We start from the raw sequence: 15,479 nt of genomic DNA, 5'->3' as shown, positions 1-15,479 counted from the left end.
ACAGGGTGGGCCTTCTTTTATCGATCGATTGTCTGTACTTTATTCCGCTGTTCTATAACCTTCGCATGTCCGGATCGCTGGAAGTATTCATCGATCACAGCCAGTTCATCGTAGGGGACCTTGACGTCACCAATGATTTGATAGCCGCCGAATCCAATTCCGGTCAAAAGAACGACATCTCCCGGCTTCGCTAAATCGAGCGCTTTGTGGATTCCGTCTTCTCTATGCAGCATCGGATGAATAGTCGGGGCGTCAGGCTGCCGGAAGCCGGCCAGCACGTCATCGACAATGCTTCGACGATCCACATGCCCGGGCTGATCTACACTCACGACAATTTCATCCGCCCGTCCCTCCACTACACTTGCCATGAGTGGACGCTTCTTCGGATCACGCAATCCAATTCCCGTGATCATCACGATTAACCGGCGGTAAGGCAGTCCTTCTACCGCACCAAGTACTTTTTCAAGCGCATCCGGTGTATGAGCGTAGTCGGTAACAATTTGATAAGGTGCTTCCCGATCTACCAATTGAAAACGTCCTTCGGGGCGTTTAATCTTATCCACTCCTGTAAGTATTCTCTTCAAAGGGAATCCGAGCAGCAAACAAGCGCCGATCGCGGCCATCAGGTTGGAGACATTATAAAGTCCATAAACCGGTGCCATTATTTCGTGCGTCTCGCCGAATGCACGGAGTCGGAATGACGTCCCTTGAAGATGGGGCTGGACATCCTCCGCCCGCAAGTCCGCTTCGTCGTTCATTCCATAAGTCAATCGTTTACCGCTGAATTCCCGGAGCAAGTCCCCGGACATACCCGGGTCATCCACATTGATGACCGCTGTCTTGGCCTGCCTAAACAGCTTCATTTTGGCTGTTTTATAAGCTTCCATCGTCTTATGGAATTCCAGATGCTCCGGAGTCAGATTGGTATGGACCGCTACATCGAAAAGAATGGTATCCAAGCGTTTCTGCTCCATCGCAATGGACGTCGATTCAATGACAGCTGCCTGCATGTCCCTCTCACGGAAATGACGGAGTACGCGCTGAATATCAGGCGCTTCCGGGGTCGTCGGTACCGTCTGTTTAAACGTTGTTTTCTGCTGATCGTCCCAAATGCCGGCCGTACCGATGGATCCTGTTCGACATTCCAGGTGATTAAGAAGGGAATAGATGAAAGCCGACACCGTCGTCTTTCCATTCGTACCGGTAACGCCGATCGTATGCAGAGACCGAGCGGGATTTCCACATACGGCAGCCGCCATCCAGGCGAGCGCCTCTCTGCTGTCTTCGACGATAACAAAACTATGATAAGGATAGTCATGCACGTATGTATGGATTTCCCCTGCATCCGTACCGATAATCGTCCGTGCTCCATTACTGATTGCCTGCTTTATATATCGATGACCGTCCAAATGTTCACCCGCGATACAGACGAATGCGTCTCCGTCTTTTACTTCTCGGGAATCATAGACGACGTCTACAATCCTCTGCTCCACAGGACCTATAAATGTTCCTGTCAGGATGTCATCCAGTCGGAAAATATTCTTATTCATGGTATCACCCTTTAGTATCAATCTATGCTTTACTAAGTGAAAGCATTCAATATCAGATACATACCCGGGTTTATGGAATATGAAACGTATGTACGCGGATTTTGACGAATAAGAAAAAAACCGTGAAGGCAGATGCTTCCCGGTTTCTCAAATTAAACGAATGTGGGTGATTTTGGATTTAGGATCCGTCTTCAAGTGCTCTTCACGGGCTTTTTCCTTATGGGAAGCCATGACAGCTACCTGTTTGACAACTCCTGATTTCAACTGGTGATAAACCAAATATTTCTCCGTCACGGGAAACCTCCTAAGACAATGTAGTCAAGAAGAAGTATTCCATTTTGACCGGATAATTATACATAGTCAGTCATCCCGCGTGCTTCTCTGATAGACAACCACCGTCATAAATACAGCAGCTAGTGCCCATAAGGCAAGCAGGGAGACACTCTGCCATGAACCATCTGCCGCTCCGGCCTTTTCCATCAGAAAATTAGGGAAGTACCGAAGGAAGCCGAGAAATTCATATTTATCCATCCATGCCTGGAACATCGAGCCCATTCCAAAGATCAGCAGGACGGGCACAATGAAAACAGACGCCTCCATTAATGAACGGGACAACAGCCCGATCACCGTTCCGAAAGCAATATAAAAGAGAAACAGCAATAGGAAAGCCGTCATCCACATTCCATCAAAAGTAAGACCCTTGCCTAAGATTCGCAGCGACAATAAAAGAAGCAGAAATGTCATCGACGCGGTAAGCAGGCTCTTGCCTACAAGGATCTCCGTCGTAGAGGCTGGGGACAACATCAAACCACGCAGGGTATTCTTCTCCTTCTCTTCTGCAATCATGGCGGACTGAAGAAACGTTCCGACAGCTGCAAAAGTAAGGTTGATAATCATATAATAAACCATATCCTGGACTCCTTCTGCCGTACGCATAAGAAAAGCCAAAAGGACGGGGATCAACAAAGACGATAAAACATAAAGGTTTTTAGATAAGTCCTTGAAATCTTTCTCGAATATTGCGTAAATTCTTCGCACACTTCCTGTCATACTAAATGCCTCCCCGTTACTGTCATAAATACGTCTCCAAGACTTGGTTCTTTTGTATGGATGCTTGCAACCTGTTCGGTATGCATATAGTGAAACACTTCTTTGGCGCTGTCCTTCGTATGATCCAGCTGGATTTGAGTCCCATTGGTTAACTCCAGGACAAGCGTCGAGTCAGAGTACTTCCGGCGGAGCACATCCGGCCTGCCTATTTCTTTGACTCTCCCATCACTAAGAAATGCGACGCGGTCACACAGGCTCTCAGCCTCTTCCATATCGTGCGTCGTCAGAAAAATCGTAGCACCATTGTCCCTCAACGTACGGAGACCTTCATGAATATGACGGGTATTCAGAGGATCAAGCGCTCCAGTCGGCTCATCCAAGAAAAGCAGTTTCGGTTCATGAAGGATCGCTCTTGCAAGCAGAATGCGCTGCTTCATCCCCTTGGACAGCCCGGCCACTGTCTCCTTATCTGTACCGGTCAGTCCGACGATGGAAAGCACCTCATCCACCCGTTTTAAAGGAATGTCATACAGCTTACAATACAGTTTCAAATTCTCCCATACGGACAAACGCTCATATAAACTGCTGTTGTCTGTCATGATTCCAATATTCCTTAAATGCTGCGGTTCTTTAATTTTAATGGAATCTATTCCAAAAACGCGGGCTGAGCCTTGATCAGGAACCATCTGACCTGTCAGGATTTTAATGGTGGTCGTTTTCCCTGATCCACTCGGACCCAGAAACCCGAATATCTCCCCTTTACTTACTTGAACATCCAATTCATTCAACGCCGTTTTTTGTTTGAATGACTTAACGACTTTCTCCATTGTTATCACTATCGTTTTCCCCTTCCTCTTTTCGTGATCTGATTACATCGTAATAGAAACGGAGGTCGCCTTCCTCCTTATTCACACGAAAAGAGCATAAAAGAGGTTGAATGGAGCTATTTGATCCCTAAATGAGTCTTTAAATCCGCCATTTTATTCTTGGACAGAGGAATCTGCCGTTTCTCTTTGCGATCCAGAGTCAGACTGTAGCTGTTTTTCGACCATGTGATGATTTCCCTCACGCGCTGCAGGTTAACGAGGTACGAGCGGTGACAGCGGAAGAAACCGACATGCTTTAACCGTTCTTCCAACTCTGCCATCGTAAAGCCGCATGGAAAATGCTCTCCATGACAATAGAGGACGGATGTCCCCTGGTCACTTTCAAAATAATCGATTTCCGCCGGGTCGAACAGCAGCCATTTGTCCTCACACTTGGCCGGAATTTTATCGATCCTTATGACCGTGTCCGTCTCTTGGCCCTCCTCCTCTTCTTCTTTCTCTGAGGGAAGCAGAGACAAGCCCTTTTCATCCAAATGATACGCCGTGTCACTTAATAAAACCGCCGGTTCCATGTGCTCCGTTAATACAAGTACCGTTTTCCCATCGTTTTGGAGCTGTATCAGCAGCTCTCTGATCCATACTTTCGTTTCCATATCGACGTTCTGATCCGGTTCCTCCAACAGAAAAATTTCCGGATTTTGAATGAGGAGCTTTGCCATACCTAAACGACGCCGGTGCGATAAGGAGAGTCGCTCCACCTGCACTCGCTCATGCTTCGCCAATTTGACCGTATTTAAAATATCTTGTATGGAATGAGCTGATCCATAAATCCTTTTGTAGAATCGGAGGTGATCTTTCACATTAAGCCTCTCATAATACCCTTCATCAAGAAATAATATCCCCAGTTCTTCTGGTGCAGGGGGGCGCTTTTTATGTATAGACTTCCCGAATAATTTGACATCTCCGCTTGCTTGATCCTGTTGCCCGATGAGCAGCGCCTGAAGCTCCCTGCGCCTTTCCAGACTCGTATAAACGCCTATCCTCGCCCCTTTATCGATCGAAAAGCTCAACGAAGGAAGGATGACATGATCGCCGGATCGTCTTTCCACCTTTATGAATTGTACTGCCTCCATGTCTTTCCTCCTGACCCATTTTTCAACTATTATAAAACATGTTTACGAAAACGTATAGGAACGAAAAAAAGAGATCACTGCATTTCTGCAATGATCTCTTTCTTTTCCTGATCTGAAACGAAGTTGCGTTTGCCGAACACTTGATAGTTATTCCTGCGGACAGTCGGAAGGATGGCACGGTACATTTTGGCAGCACCCCCGACAGGCATCCGGGAGTAGACAGGATACTCAGGGAGCGTAGCAAGTGCACGCTCATAATATCCCTCGGCATCCGCGGCCAATTCTTCCCACATCGCTATGAACGATTCGTTGATCTTCCCGCTCCGGAGATCGATCATCGTATAGCCGTGCTTTTCCATTGTCTCTTTAGGTAAGTAGAGGCGTCCGATTTCCATATCTTCGCCGATATCCCTAAGTATGTTCGTGATCTGCATGGCATAACCGAGCTCGATCGCTCCCGTCCTTAATGCAGCGACACGTCCAGGTGCGATTACCGGCAGCAGCATCAGCCCTACAGTACTTGCGACATGATAACAGTAATGAAGAAGGTCCTCTTTCGTATCTATGGGTTCGGGATACAGATCCATCCGCTGTCCCCGGATCATTTCGTAATAAGGCTCGGGGTCGATGGTGAAATTCCGAAAGACGTCGTCGAGCGCCAGCCAGGCCGGATCATTCAGCTCGAGCTTTCCTTCCATGAAATTATCGAATTCCAAGGCAAATGCTTCAAGCTCAGCTTTCGGATTCGCCCCCTCATCAACGATATCATCCACGCGCCGGCAAAAAGCGTAGATGGCCCAAACCGCTTGTTTTTGCTGTTTCGGCAGCAGTGCGAAAGCTTTGGAGAAGGTCTTGGAATGTTTTTCAATTACTTTGCGACAATGATGGTATGCTTGGTTCAAATCCGTCATCAATTAAACACCTCGCTTGTAATTATGCCTTGCTTTCCCCTCAAATTGCAAATAATCTGCCAATATCTTCGCCCCCTGCATGACAATCGGCACCCCTCCTCCCGGATGGATAGAAGCACCGACGGCATACAGGTGGTCGACTTGATACGGTTGCAGCTGCGGACGAAAGACACCCGATTGGAAGAGCGTAGGGGCAATTCCGAAGCTTCCTCCCGCATAAAGCCCCTCCTGCTCTGCCTGTGCCGGTGTACGGACATGGAGCCATTCGATATGCTCCCGCAGATCAGGAAAGCCCCTTTCTTCCATTTGATCGAGCACATGCTCGATCAGCCGGTCTTTTCCGCTCCAGTCGACCTCTTCTCCAGAGGGGACCGGAATCAATGTATAAAGGACTCCCTTGCCTGCCGGGGCAAGCGAGTCATCGACCAAGGAGGGATGGAAGGTATAGAACGAAGGATCATCCGGAAGCATTTTGTCCTGAAACACCTGCCTCATGTGCCGGTCGAAATCCCCTGTCATAAAGAACTGGTGAATAGAGTGGTTGGGATAATTCCGATCGAGTCCCATGTAGAGTAATAAACAACCGGAAGAAGGCGTGTATTTACGGTTCAGCCGGTACCGCTCTGGAAGCATTCGATCCATAATCGGAAAATCTCCGTTCATGACAAGCTCATCATAGTAGGCCCGGCCTTCCTTCGTAGCTATGCCCTTCGCCGTTCCACCTTCCACGAGCACTTCTTCCACTGCCGTACCTGTCCGGATCGCCACTCCGCGTTTCTGCAGTTCCGCTTGGATGATGTCAACAAGTCGGGCATAACCGCCTTTCATGTACCATATACCGTGTTCATGTTCACTGTATGAAACGAGGGAATACATTGCCGGAGACTGCTCCGGGTGACCGCCGATATAAAGCGTCTGCAGCGTATATGCCTCGATGAGACGTTCATCATCAAAGTAGCTGCGCATCATTTTCTTTACATTCTGATAGGCTTTCAATTTCATGAGCGTTTTTAAGTTCTTCCTTGAGAAGAACGTTCGCTTCTCTACGAAAGATTTCTCAAGAAACTGGGATTTCCCCTGAAGGAACCTTGTTCTCATATCCGCAAGAAACCGGTCGAAGTGCTTCTCATTACCAGGGAACTTTGCTCGCAGCTCTTCTTTCTGTCTCTCCGGATCGGAGAATTTCACGAAACTCTTGCCGTCCTCAAAATGTACGTCATAAAGCGGGCTGCACGGGATGATCGGTATATCCTCCCTCGGAATCCCACCCTCTTCCAATATATCAAGAAGCATATCAGGGAGAAGAATAATCGTCGGACCTTGATCGATCTTGAACTCTCCATGACGTTCATACGTCAACCGGCCGCCGAGATGGTCATTCTTCTCGAAAATAGTCACTTCCCTGTTCTCTTCGCGGGATAAAAGCAGTGCTGTCACAAGCCCGCCGATACCTCCACCGATAATCGCAGTCTTTGTCATGAAGGCTGCACCTCCGCTTCCCTGATCCAACCGGTTGTAATACGGGCGGACTCTAATATCGTCGGCAGACCGCTTCCTGGATGGGTACCGCCTCCTACAAGCCAACAGTGGTCCAGTTCCTGAAATCGATTGTGAGGGCGGAAATACATCATTTGTGAGAGCTGATGCCCCATGCTGAACGTCGCTCCCTGATGCACATAATGATCCGTCTGCCATTGCTTTGGTGTCAGCACTTTCTCGACAACCACATGCTCCCGAATATCGTGAAATCCTGTTTTCTTCTCTATCTCGTCATAAACGAGTTCTTTAAAAGCTTCCTGTTTGCCGTCCCAGTCAATATCCGAATAATTATTCGGGACCGGTGCCAGAATATAGACGGCTGAATGGCCATCGGGTGCAAGGGTCGGATCCGTAACGCTCGCATTATGGATATAGATGGAAGGCTCATCAGACAACACAAGATCCTTCGTCATCTCCTCTACGTTCTTTTTATAATCATCGGCAAAAAGAATCGTATGATGAGGCATATCGTATTTCTTATCCAGGCCGACATAAATCATGAATGTCGAGCAGGAGAATTTCTTCCGGTCCAATTTGTCTCTGGAATGCTTTTTCAGTGCTCCGTCATCCACAAGGTTGGACATCGCTTCGGCGAAATCCGCATTTATGATGTACTCATCCGCAATCACCGAATCCCCGTTTTCAAGCTCAAGTCCTGTGATTCGTTTGCCGTCTACCGCAATCCTTTTCACTCCACTGTTTAAATGGATCCTGCCGCCGTGTTCTTCCGTCACCTTCGCCATAGCCTTCGTCAATTGATTGACCCCTCCGATCGGATGAAACACTCCCCATTCATGTTCCATATAGGAAAGGATAGAGAAAGCACCTGGACATTCCCAAGGTGACATCCCCAGATATTTCGCCTGGAATGTAAAAGCGATTTTCAGCTTTTCATCTGTAAAGTATTCGGACAACACATCATAGACCGATTTCCCAAGCGATAATTTAGGGAGTGCTTTCAAGGCGCGTCTGCTCGCATAGTCCATCAGACGATGGTGACGTGTCTGTAGAAGAGGCATCAATGCCTGCATCTTTTCACCCGTGTCCTCCATGAAGCGCTCGTATCCTCTCTCATTTCCTGGGAAATAATCACGGATGACAGCGAGCATTTTCTCCCGGTCTCTATACATAGGAACACGCTTACCGTCAAACTGGAGTTCATACATAGGTGAAAGCTCCCGCAGATCCATATAGTCATGGACATTCCGCCCTGACATTTCAAAGATTTCTTCCATGATCTGCGGCATGCTCAAGAACGTCGGCCCGATATCGAATGTATAATCCCCAAGTTGGAAATGCCCGTTCCGCCCTCCTACATAAGCCTGCTTCTCATATACATCGACTTCGTATCCTTGGGACGCAAGGATCATGGCGGATGCAAGGCCACCCGGGCCGGCACCGATCACTGCAATTTTTCTCATAACTTCCACCTTCTCTATCTGTCTTTTAAGTGTACAAGTATTATACAAAAGTTGTACAAAGATATCTAATGAATATGCTTTACCAATATGTTGTAGCTTTTATGTAAAAATAACTATATCCATCATGTACCCTTATTTGATCAGATATAACCCAGGCAGGCGATTACGTTATTATTTCTGTATAAAGAAAGCTATTCCTGCACATGCGGGATAAAATCCTCTATAAAGGAAAGAATACGGCCAAGGAGGTCGATTGCATGTATGCCAATCAAAGAATTTCAAGTCCGTATTTCCCTTCCCATTCCACCCACCACCCTCCCCACAACCAATTCAGCAACGAACGACTGAACCATTGGTGTGAAGAAGTGGATCGGTGTGAACATTACGAAGAACAGCGAAGAAATGAACAACATCATAAAAGCAAAATCGCTAAACTGGCAGCTCCGACTTTCACTATTTGATAAAAATGGGTGAATGACTATACACCACCGCCTCCATCTGCATAGGCTACGAATGTAGAAACAGGAGGTGAGCTTATGTACGGAGGCTATTACGGAGGAAGAGGCTGTGGCAACCCATGCTACAGACCACGTGGTTATGGCAATAACTTTGCCTTGATCGTCGTATTGTTCATTCTATTGGTTATCGTCGGAGCAGCATTCTATTGCTAATAAACGGGTAACAAAACGTACCGGCAACCTCGGTCGTTGCAAAACAAAAGCACACAGCGAAAGCTGTGTGCTTTTTATTATCATCCTATAATAACGCGTTCTTTCGGATAGTGGTACTTCCCTTTCGGCTTATCCTCTTTCTTGAACGAGAACAGGAAAGTAAGCAGGCCGATTCTTCCGAGGAACATGAGAAGCATGAGTATACATTTCCCGAACCAGGAAAGACCAGGCGTAATACCGAGGGATAACCCTACCGTACCGAAAGCGGATGTCACTTCAAAGATCAATTCATTCAGACTGAACGGTTCTGTAATGGAAAGAACAAGGACAGCGGTAAAGCAGACGAACAAAGCGACGATCGTTACGACGACGGCCTTGTTCAAATCTTCCGGATGGATTTCGCGACGGAAGATGCGGATGTTATCGCCGCCACGTGCAAAGGTGAGAACGAAAATGACGACCAGCGCGAACGTGGTTGTCCTTATACCGCCTCCTACGCTGCTCGGTGAAGCTCCGATAAACATGAGAGAGGACATGAACAGCTGTGTTTGCTCCGTAAATTGATTAATATCAAGCGTCGCCAGTCCTCCACTACGCGTCGTTACCGATTGGAACAAGGAATAAAAAAGAATCTCGTGCCACGATTTGTCGACAAAGAAGTTTTTGAATTCCAGGAGGAAAATCATGATGGTACCGAATACGACCAATGCCAGGAACGTAAATGTTGTTAATTTTGCAAACAGAGAGAAGCTGATGCTTTGCTCGTCCGTATTATGGAGCAGGTATTGCTTCACTTCAATTAACACCGGAAATCCGATAGCTCCGGAAATGATCAGAATCATATGGATGAATTGAACGAAATAATCGTCTTTATATGGTACAAGGGACTGTCCTGTAATATCAAAACCGCCGTTCGTCATGGCGCTGATTGTTCCGAAGAAACCTTGAAGATACGCTTCCCCAGCATCGTAATACTGCAGATAATACGTACCCAGGATAAGGAAACCGATCAATTCGATGATGAGCACCACAAGGACGATCTGCTTGACGAGCCGGACCATTCCCTGGAACGAAGTCTGGTTCTGGTCCGTCATAATAAGCCGGCGTTCTTTCATCCCTATTTTCTTACCGAGCATCAGCCAGACAAGTGTTCCAAGCGTCATGACACCGATCCCACCGAACTGCAGCACAAGAGCGATGATGAAGTACCCGGTCGTACTGAACGTGTCGGCAATCGGAACAGTCGTAAGGCCTGTAACGCTGACGGCACTGACAGCAGTGAACAATATATCGATAAAGCTGATCGTAACCCCTTCATTGTGAGCGACCGGCAAAGATATCAATATGGATGAAATGGTGACGGCTAATAAGTAGTATAGTGCGATTAGTTGAAATGGCGATAAATCATTCAGCCACAGCAGGCTTTTTCTCCTCACCCACATAGTAAATCTCCTTTAATGTTTCATTTTCTGATTCCTCTTGTGAATCACCATGTCATAGTATAGCAGGATGTTCGATAAATTTCTCCCATCTTTTTAAATCCATTGATTCTAAAGACCTGCCGGCTCTTACTAAAAAAAGCGACGAACGGGCCGGAACCCATTGTCGCCATCGTTATGCTTTCGTTTTCTGCCCGCGCTGTTTAAACGCTTCAAGGAGCGCTTCTCCCTGATATCCCTCGTCAACGAGCTGTTTCAACACCTGCTCGACTTGTTCCAGTCGGCGGTCGATAATCGTACCCATGAAGATGACATTCATAGAATCCCCGATTTTATTAATATCAATCGGCTTTACCATGAAAGCAGCTGGCGTATTGGTCTGCTTTGTTATTTTCGCCTGGATGATGATTTCTTCTTGTCGCTCGTACATGTCTTCAAAGAATTCCTGATAGCTGTGGTCCACATAAGCTTCAATGACCCAGCGCCCGTGATCATCTTCTCGGTTTATGATTAAACCGTCCTGCAGCTTGATCCGTCTCTGTGTAATGTCATCATTCTTCTCTTCCACGATATCTAAAGAAATCAATTTAAAGGTTTTCACGAGAACAACCTCCCCGAAAAAGATTATTATTTATATTATAGAGGACGATGCTGCATGGGGCAAAGAAAGAACAACAATCATCCTCCGATATAGGACATTTCGATTTTATTGTGCTTCATCGGTTTTCCTTCGGCTCTGTCCACAGAATACTGATCGGCCCTTCCTGTCCATATGGATAAGAGGTAATCCGTGATTTGCTGATCCGTAGACCCGTCCCTTAATCGTTCCCGCAGATCAAAACCGGACGTTGCAAAAAGACATGTATAGAGCTTTCCGTCAGCAGACAGCCGCGCCCTCGTACAACTGGAGCAGAATGCCTCCGTCACGGAAGAGATAATTCCAATTTCCGTGCTGCTGTCTTCATACTTATAGCGGGTGGCTACTTCCCCGAAATAATCCGCATCAAGCGGGATGAGAGGCATTTCTTCGTGAATCCGGTCAATGATCTCCTTCTTCGATACGACAGCATCCATGTTCCACCCATTGTGGTTGCCTACTTCCATGAATTCGATAAAACGCAGGGTGTCGCCGGTACTTTTGAAATATCTTGCCATCGGCAGAATTTGGTCCTCATTCATGCCTTTCTTCACGACCATATTGATCTTGATTGCAAGACCCGCCTCTCTCGCTGCTTCTATCCCATCCAGCACAGGCTTTGTTTTAATGCCCATCCCGTTGGTTCGTTGAAATACCTCATCTTCAACAGCATCCAGACTGATATTCACACGATCAAGCCCGGCCGCTTTCAACCGCTCTGCCTGCTTGGTGAGCAGCACAGCATTCGTTGTCAACGCGATATCCCGGATTCCTTCCACCTCACGGATTCTTTGAATCAACACGTCCAAATCCTTCCTGAGCAGTGGCTCGCCGCCCGTCAGACGTATTTTTTCCACTCCGAATGCAGCAGAAATCCTTACGAGACGGAGGATTTCGTCGAAGCTCAGCAGTTCATCCTTCGGGAGGAAGGCATAATCTTTCCCGAATATTTCTTTCGGCATACAGTAAGTACAGCGGAAGTTGCACCGATCGATGACGGAGATGCGTAAATCCCGGATCGGCCTTCCTAATTGATCAATGATGTTCGGATCGATACGATCACCCCTTCTACTGGAAATGAGGTTGGCCTCCCGGCGACTCCAACAAAATCGCCTGGACAGTATCCCCTTTCTGGTATCCGCGTGTACCGCCTTTCAAGACGATCAGCACGTTTGTATGTGCAAGTGAAGTTACAACAGCCGATTTATCCACTCCTGCAGGATACACGAGAACCCTTCCTTCCTCATAAGCAAGGAAGCCGCGTACAAACCTTGCGAATGGGTTCGGCTTCTTAAAATCTTCTCCCAAAACGGCTTGAATGGAAGGGTGATACGGCTTTTCTCTGCCAAGGAAGGATTGAATCACTGGGTAAGCGAACAATTCAAACCCGACATAGCAGGCGGACGGATTACCGGAAAGTCCATAAAGGAGTGTTCCGTCTTTCACCGCTACCGTTGTCACGCTGCCGGGGCGCATGGCTACTTTATTGAAAAGCACATCGGCTTCCAGCTTTTCATAAATGGCCGGCATTAAGTCATAATCCCCTACCGAAACGCCTCCGGTCGTCATTAGAAAATCGAAATCCTTCATCGCACGGGATACAGCCTGATAGCAGACTTCGAATTCATCTGCCAGCTTACCGAGATACACGCCTTCTCCCCCGGCACGTTTAATTTGGCTCAAGACCATTTGGGCATTCGAGTTGCGGATTTTACCCGGCACCAATGCTTCGTCTACTTCCAGAAGCTCCGTACCTGTAGCGAATACACCGATCCGCGGCTTCTTATGTACTCGGATGTCTGAATAACCGAAAGTAGCAAGGAGTGCCTTCACTCCCGGATTAATCGGTGTCCCTTTCTCCACCAGCACTCTCCCGGATTCTGTTTCTGTTCCTTTTCCTATGACATTCTGGCCGGCCTGCATCGGCCGTTTCAACGTTACCCAATCCTTACCGGCTTCTTCATATGTATGACAAATTTCAAACATAGCGACACAATCGGCACCTTCCGGCATTTCTGCTCCGGTCATGATCCGGACGGCTTCCCCCTCCCTGAGGGCTCGCGAAGCGCGGGCACCTGCTCCGATTGTTTCCAATACGTGGAAATTTCCCGGATGATCTTTGGAGAGACCTTCCGTATCACCTGCTTTTAACGCAAATCCATCATACGGGGATTTATCAAATGGCGGAACCGGATGAGTCGCTTCCACATCTACAGCAAGAATTCTTCCGTCACAGGACCCGATGGAAACGATTTCCGAAGGGCCGTTCCATGCGTACTCCATCACACGGGCGACGGCTTCCGGAACGGGGAGTGGTTTTCTATGTAAATACATCGTGCATCTTCCCTTCCCTTTTCTTCCATTGTACCATTCACACATGAGATTACCGAATATTCTCTCTTATTGAGTGAGTGACTTCTTCTTCCATCCGTTTTTTCCCTTTGATGACAGGGTATAAACCTGTACAGACAAAAGGAAAGGGTGAGCAGTGAAAATGGACGCAACCTATAATCTGATTGTAATCGGAAGCGGGGCCGCCGGCAGAAAAGCGGCGACAGAAGCTCAACAATACGGCTGGAAGACCGCGGTCGTTGAAAGCGGCTCACTCGGCGGCACGTGCCCCAACCGGGGATGTGACCCGAAAAGGATATTGTCAGGCATTACAGAAACCTATGATGACGCTCACCGCCTTAAGGACTATGGAATACAGGGGGCATTGTCGTTAGACTGGAATCAGATGAAGAAATTCAAAGATACGTTTACCGTTCCTGTTCCTGCACAAGTAGAACATTCCTTCCGAGAAATCGGCATGGAAGTGTACAAAGGGACAGCGGTATTTATAGACGGATCGACGATCGAAGTCGGGGATTGTGTTCTGAAAGCGGATCACTTCCTTATAGCGACGGGATCGCTTCCTGCACCGCTTCCGTTTGAAGGGACGGAACATTTACTAACCAGTGATGATTTCTTCGAACAGGAGGAGCTTCCCGATACTATTGTTTTTGTAGGAGGAGGTCCTGTTTCCTTCGAATTGGCTCATATGTGCAGAAGAATGGGGAGGAACGTTTCCATCTTCCATGACGCCGCGCACGTACTTGAGGAATATGACATAGAAATGACGAACAAACTCGTGGAATTATCCAGGAATATCGGAATTAACGTCCATACGAACGCGCAGGTGACAAACATTACGAGAACAGACCGGGAAGGGTTTATAGTAGAAGCGGAAAAAGACGGTTTAACCCATAAGTTCAACACCGATCTGGTCATTCACGGCGGCGGAAGAGTGTCAAATATTCAATCCCTTCATCTTGAGCGTGCCGGTATAGACCCTACGGACAAAGGTATTCCTGTCGATGCTAACTTTAAATCCGCATCCGACTCATCTATCTATGCAGCTGGAGATGCGGCCGACAGCGGGCTTCCTCCACTGACACCAGCCGCATCTTTCGGCGCATCGAGAGCCCTTTCCCATATGCTTGAGGACAAAGACCATTCCGCCTTTGATCCAGTCATTCCATCCGTCGTTTTCACCTATCCCAAACTTGCGAAAACGGGCCTTAGTCAGCAGGAAGCGGAGGAGCAAGGAGTACCCTATGAAATCCTGTCGAAGGAAATCACCCCGTTCTTTTCTTATCAAAGGACACGATCGACAGGTGCTTTCATTAAGGTACTTACAAGTCCCGGGACGGATGAAATCCTTGGAGCACACCTCTTGAGCGATCATGCGGATCATCTTATTAACCTGTTCACCGTCGCCATCAAGAAAAACATGACAAAGCAGGAATTGTCACAAATCTTATGGGCATACCCCTCAGAAGAAAGTGACATTCCAAGCTTTTTTCAATAACTAAACCGGACGCCCCTACGAAGGGCGTCCGGTTTTTAATGTGGTTTATTTGCTCTGCTTTTCTCGTTTGCCTTCTGCTTTCTCTGCATGCTTGCGCTTATTGCGTTCGTTGATTTTCTTGTTTCCCTGGGCCATTAGTTATCCCTCCCTCTTTTTAAGTATTCACCTCCATCCATCCTTTATTGCTGGAAACAAAAGAAAGTCTCTGCCCGATTTCGAGCAGAGACTTTCTTTTTATATACTGGTGTGCTTCAATTTTGCATCGTTGATTTTATTTTCAATCACGCGTTTGCGTTCGATCGATTTGTCGATGGAAGCCGCATCCCGCCGCTGAATGAAAATCGCAAAAATCAAAAAGTTGATTCTCATGCCGGTACCTCCTTCCGTGCCTATGAGAGCTAATCCGTATCCTTCTCCCCGTTATACCAATCCATAAATGCCATCCTCATGA

At 47.5% G+C, this 15,479-nt stretch carries 16 protein-coding genes; 3 read left to right on the top strand and 13 right to left on the bottom strand.

Annotation, left to right across the window (positions count from 1 at the left end; all coding sequences use genetic code 11):
* Nucleotides 1-17: 17 nt before the first annotated feature.
* The 8 genes from M662_RS08140 to M662_RS08105 all read right to left on the bottom strand — a co-directional run bounded on the left by M662_RS08140 (nt 18) and on the right by M662_RS08105 (nt 8,431).
* The gene (locus M662_RS08140; RefSeq protein ID WP_026577551.1) at nt 18-1,550 is read right to left on the bottom strand and encodes a UDP-N-acetylmuramoyl-L-alanyl-D-glutamate--2,6-diaminopimelate ligase; all 1,533 of its coding nucleotides are present in this window, start codon (nt 1,548-1,550) and stop codon (nt 18-20) included.
* Between the two features lie 147 nt (nt 1,551-1,697).
* Nucleotides 1,698-1,844: a hypothetical protein gene (locus tag M662_RS08135; RefSeq protein ID WP_008639914.1), complete on the bottom strand. Its 147-nt coding sequence runs from the start codon at nt 1,842-1,844 to the stop codon at nt 1,698-1,700.
* Nucleotides 1,845-1,910: 66 nt separating this feature from the next.
* Nucleotides 1,911-2,600, bottom strand: coding sequence for an ABC transporter permease (locus tag M662_RS08130; protein ID WP_008639916.1), 690 nt, complete (start codon nt 2,598-2,600; stop codon nt 1,911-1,913).
* The gene (locus M662_RS08125; RefSeq protein WP_026577552.1) at nt 2,597-3,436 is read right to left on the bottom strand and encodes an ABC transporter ATP-binding protein; all 840 of its coding nucleotides are present in this window, start codon (nt 3,434-3,436) and stop codon (nt 2,597-2,599) included. The genes M662_RS08130 and M662_RS08125 overlap by 4 nt, the downstream gene beginning before the upstream one ends.
* A gap of 107 nt (nt 3,437-3,543) precedes the next feature.
* Nucleotides 3,544-4,560, bottom strand: coding sequence for a LytTR family transcriptional regulator DNA-binding domain-containing protein (locus tag M662_RS08120; protein ID WP_026577553.1), 1,017 nt, complete (start codon nt 4,558-4,560; stop codon nt 3,544-3,546).
* A gap of 74 nt (nt 4,561-4,634) precedes the next feature.
* Nucleotides 4,635-5,471, bottom strand: a complete 837-nt coding sequence (locus M662_RS08115; RefSeq protein WP_008639923.1) for a phytoene/squalene synthase family protein — start codon at nt 5,469-5,471, stop codon at nt 4,635-4,637.
* Between the two features lie 3 nt (nt 5,472-5,474).
* Nucleotides 5,475-6,950: a phytoene desaturase family protein gene (locus M662_RS08110; protein ID WP_026577554.1), complete on the bottom strand. Its 1,476-nt coding sequence runs from the start codon at nt 6,948-6,950 to the stop codon at nt 5,475-5,477.
* Nucleotides 6,947-8,431 (bottom strand): phytoene desaturase family protein, encoded by a 1,485-nt coding sequence (locus M662_RS08105; RefSeq protein WP_026577555.1) that lies wholly within the window; start codon nt 8,429-8,431, stop codon nt 6,947-6,949. The genes M662_RS08110 and M662_RS08105 overlap by 4 nt, the downstream gene beginning before the upstream one ends.
* 257 nt (nt 8,432-8,688) lie before the next feature.
* Here M662_RS08105 and M662_RS08100 point away from each other — a divergent pair, with 257 nt between their 5' ends.
* Nucleotides 8,689-8,892, top strand: a complete 204-nt coding sequence (locus M662_RS08100) for a hypothetical protein (RefSeq protein WP_026577556.1) — start codon at nt 8,689-8,691, stop codon at nt 8,890-8,892.
* 75 nt (nt 8,893-8,967) lie between these two features.
* Complete coding sequence (locus M662_RS08095; RefSeq protein ID WP_008639932.1) at nt 8,968-9,102, top strand: YjcZ family sporulation protein; 135 nt, start codon at nt 8,968-8,970, stop codon at nt 9,100-9,102.
* A gap of 80 nt (nt 9,103-9,182) precedes the next feature.
* Here the strand turns inward: M662_RS08095 and M662_RS08090 are convergent, their stop codons facing one another.
* The 4 genes from M662_RS08090 to M662_RS08075 form a co-directional block, all read right to left on the bottom strand.
* On the bottom strand, nt 9,183-10,544 hold the full coding sequence (locus tag M662_RS08090; protein WP_008639934.1) for a TrkH family potassium uptake protein: 1,362 nt from the start codon (nt 10,542-10,544) through the stop codon (nt 9,183-9,185).
* Between the two features lie 172 nt (nt 10,545-10,716).
* Nucleotides 10,717-11,142: a YwpF-like family protein gene (locus tag M662_RS08085; RefSeq protein ID WP_008639936.1), complete on the bottom strand. Its 426-nt coding sequence runs from the start codon at nt 11,140-11,142 to the stop codon at nt 10,717-10,719.
* A 77-nt stretch (nt 11,143-11,219) separates the two neighbouring features.
* Complete coding sequence (gene moaA / locus M662_RS08080; protein ID WP_026577557.1) at nt 11,220-12,233, bottom strand: GTP 3',8-cyclase MoaA; 1,014 nt, start codon at nt 12,231-12,233, stop codon at nt 11,220-11,222.
* Between the two features lie 13 nt (nt 12,234-12,246).
* Nucleotides 12,247-13,512 carry a molybdopterin molybdotransferase MoeA gene (locus M662_RS08075; protein WP_026577558.1) on the bottom strand — a complete coding sequence of 422 codons (1,266 nt, stop codon included), beginning with the start codon at nt 13,510-13,512 and terminating at the stop codon, nt 12,247-12,249.
* Nucleotides 13,513-13,672: 160 nt separating this feature from the next.
* Here M662_RS08075 and M662_RS08070 point away from each other — a divergent pair, with 160 nt between their 5' ends.
* Nucleotides 13,673-15,028, top strand: a complete 1,356-nt coding sequence (locus M662_RS08070; RefSeq protein WP_026577559.1) for a dihydrolipoyl dehydrogenase family protein — start codon at nt 13,673-13,675, stop codon at nt 15,026-15,028.
* A 234-nt stretch (nt 15,029-15,262) separates the two neighbouring features.
* Here the strand turns inward: M662_RS08070 and M662_RS19640 are convergent, their stop codons facing one another.
* Nucleotides 15,263-15,397, bottom strand: coding sequence for a hypothetical protein (locus M662_RS19640; RefSeq protein ID WP_008639943.1), 135 nt, complete (start codon nt 15,395-15,397; stop codon nt 15,263-15,265).
* Nucleotides 15,398-15,479 lie beyond the last annotated feature (82 nt).

The organism is Bacillus sp. SB49 (assembly GCF_000469135.2).
Taxonomy (GTDB): Bacteria; Bacillota; Bacilli; order Bacillales; family Halobacillaceae; genus Halobacillus.
This window is presented reverse-complemented; position numbering and strand designations above follow the sequence as displayed.

What these genes read in the sequence shown, in the direction of transcription:
- M662_RS08090 (WP_008639934.1), bottom strand. Translation starts at nt 10,544, where the DNA reads ATGTGGGTGAGGAGAAAAAGCCTGCTGTGGCTGAATGATTTATCGCCA.
- M662_RS08130 (WP_008639916.1), bottom strand. Translation starts at nt 2,600, where the DNA reads ATGACAGGAAGTGTGCGAAGAATTTACGCAATATTCGAGAAAGATTTC.
- M662_RS08075 (WP_026577558.1), bottom strand. Translation starts at nt 13,512, where the DNA reads ATGTATTTACATAGAAAACCACTCCCCGTTCCGGAAGCCGTCGCCCGT.
- M662_RS08120 (WP_026577553.1), bottom strand. Translation starts at nt 4,560, where the DNA reads ATGGAGGCAGTACAATTCATAAAGGTGGAAAGACGATCCGGCGATCAT.
- M662_RS08100 (WP_026577556.1), top strand. Translation starts at nt 8,689, where the DNA reads ATGTATGCCAATCAAAGAATTTCAAGTCCGTATTTCCCTTCCCATTCC.
- M662_RS08110 (WP_026577554.1), bottom strand. Translation starts at nt 6,950, where the DNA reads ATGACAAAGACTGCGATTATCGGTGGAGGTATCGGCGGGCTTGTGACA.
- M662_RS08105 (WP_026577555.1), bottom strand. Translation starts at nt 8,431, where the DNA reads ATGAGAAAAATTGCAGTGATCGGTGCCGGCCCGGGTGGCCTTGCATCC.
- M662_RS08140 (WP_026577551.1), bottom strand. Translation starts at nt 1,550, where the DNA reads ATGAATAAGAATATTTTCCGACTGGATGACATCCTGACAGGAACATTT.
- M662_RS08070 (WP_026577559.1), top strand. Translation starts at nt 13,673, where the DNA reads ATGGACGCAACCTATAATCTGATTGTAATCGGAAGCGGGGCCGCCGGC.
- M662_RS19640 (WP_008639943.1), bottom strand. Translation starts at nt 15,397, where the DNA reads ATGAGAATCAACTTTTTGATTTTTGCGATTTTCATTCAGCGGCGGGAT.
- M662_RS08095 (WP_008639932.1), top strand. Translation starts at nt 8,968, where the DNA reads ATGTACGGAGGCTATTACGGAGGAAGAGGCTGTGGCAACCCATGCTAC.
- M662_RS08115 (WP_008639923.1), bottom strand. Translation starts at nt 5,471, where the DNA reads ATGACGGATTTGAACCAAGCATACCATCATTGTCGCAAAGTAATTGAA.